Raw genomic sequence first — 1,871 nt, forward strand, 5'->3', positions numbered from 1 at the left:
GCACTGTGTCTGCCGGCAGGCGCACGCGGCGTCGGCATGCACGGTGGCGGCGCGGGCGTGTGCCGAAGCGTGGGCTTCGGCGAAACGGCGAAGCGCCGTCAGGTCGCGGGAGCGGGGCGGCATTCCGCACGACGACGAACACGACACGGAGGCGGTACGGTCGCTGTGGCCGGAGACCCGGATGATCCACGTCCGTCCCGGGCGGCGTGCAGCGGGTGTTTCGGGGTACGCGAGGTCCAAGACCGGCAGTCCTTCGGTAGGGGAGGCGGGGTGCACGTCGGTGCTGGGCACCACGTATACCTGTACCCCGTTCTCCGGCAAGTCATTTACCAGTTGCGCCGGGCTCCTTGAGACGCGACTCCCCGCACGGCGCGGCGGCTCCGGCAAAACCGACTGTGATCATGCCATGGGCGCACACGGACGGGGAAAGCGCGGCACGGCATGCCGGACGTCCGCGGTGTTCACCACCCCGGAGGGCCCACGCGGTTCGCGGGCCGCCCCGGGACAACCTCCTTGGCCCCCGGCGGAGATGTGGTGGGACGCGGGTGCCGTGAACGCGACCGGGGAAGGACGGTGGCCGCACTCCGGGCACCCGCGCCTCAGAGTTCGCGGTCGATACCCGTGTCGATGCCGGTCACGACCGCCGCCCCCAGCATCGCGTCGTCCTCGGCGAGACCGCTGTCCCGCAGCGCCCCGGACACCAGCCGTACGGCCTCGTGCTCGGCGCTGGACCGGTCCGCGGCCTCGACCTCGACGCGGGCGGCGAACCTCCCGCCCTCCTCCACCGTGAGCAGGCTCAACTCCTCGTTCTCGCCCAGATCGGTGTTCTTCGGGTCCTGGGGCCGAAGCCTGCGCTCGATGTCGGAGCGGGCGCTGTCGGACATGCCGTGGACGAAGGTGCCGGGGACGGTGATGACATATGTGGTCACGGGAACTCCTCAAGAGAACGACCGGGGCGCCCCCTCGCCCGCCGAATCACCGGCATCATGGGGGTTCCCGAGTTGCATGCGGTGCGTCTTCCCCTCCTTGGGCCGAGAACACCGGTCACCGCACGACCGGCCCCCGTGAGCTCACCCGTCCGGCTTACCGGCGACGCGGGGTCGAGTTGACGAGGCACGCCCGACACCTCGCGTACCCAGGGTCCGTCCTGGCCCGCGGGTGGCGTGCGGCGAAAGACTTCGGCCGGATTCGTGGCCGGATCCCGCCCTCGAACGAGCGGCCGGTCTCAGCTGGGTAGCCATACCGCCGGCACATCGGTGCACGCGGGGTGGGAGGAGCCGACCCGGGTGGCATGGAGGGGACCAAGGCCGGAGAGGATTCCGTCACGCCGTACGCGGCGGCGACTGGCGATCCGTGCACTGCGCGACCAGGGGCGTTACGGGCCCGGCCTCCATGAGGTGCTGCCCGCGCTCATGGTGGTCGTACTGGTCGTGTGCGGGGTGGTGGCGGGATTCGCGGTGGCCTTCCGCGCCCTCGGTGCCGGCGTACTCGTCGCGGCGCTGGCGCTCTTCGCCGTCGCCACCCCGTTCGCGGTGCGGCATCACCGTCCGCTGGCCCGTCGGCGGATGGGGCACTACACACCCGAGGAACTTGCGGAACTGGACGCGGAGGGGCTCGCCCTGGCCGTGTCCCGGATGCTGCGCCGGGACGGCTGGTTCGTTCTCCCGCCGTCCAAAGTGCGGGACCGGCCCCGCGTGCGCGCGCGCAACGGTCAGGGACACCGCATCGAGGTGGCGTTCCGTCCCGTGGCCGAGCCCCTTCCCGACGAGGACGCACCCGTGCGGTCCGGGCGCCGGGCGAGCGTTCCCCTGCGACTCGTGGTGCACCGGGGGACCTTCAGCCACCGTGACGTCCAATGGGCGCTTCGGCAG

2 protein-coding genes are annotated in these 1,871 nt (G+C 71.8%); one reads left to right on the forward strand and one right to left on the reverse strand.

Going from position 1 to position 1,871, the window contains the following annotated elements; all coding sequences use genetic code 11:
* Nucleotides 1-599: 599 nt before the first annotated feature.
* Nucleotides 600-929: a hypothetical protein gene (locus ABZV34_RS39015; RefSeq protein ID WP_356287902.1), complete on the reverse strand. Its 330-nt coding sequence runs from the start codon at nt 927-929 to the stop codon at nt 600-602.
* 357 nt (nt 930-1,286) lie between these two features.
* Here ABZV34_RS39015 and ABZV34_RS39020 point away from each other — a divergent pair.
* Nucleotides 1,287-1,871 (forward strand): hypothetical protein (locus ABZV34_RS39020; protein ID WP_356287904.1); only part of this gene is annotated, 585 nt, incomplete at its 3' end.

Source organism: Streptomyces sp. NPDC005195, assembly GCF_040608315.1.
Classification (GTDB): Bacteria; Actinomycetota; Actinomycetes; order Streptomycetales; family Streptomycetaceae; genus Streptomyces; species Streptomyces kaempferi.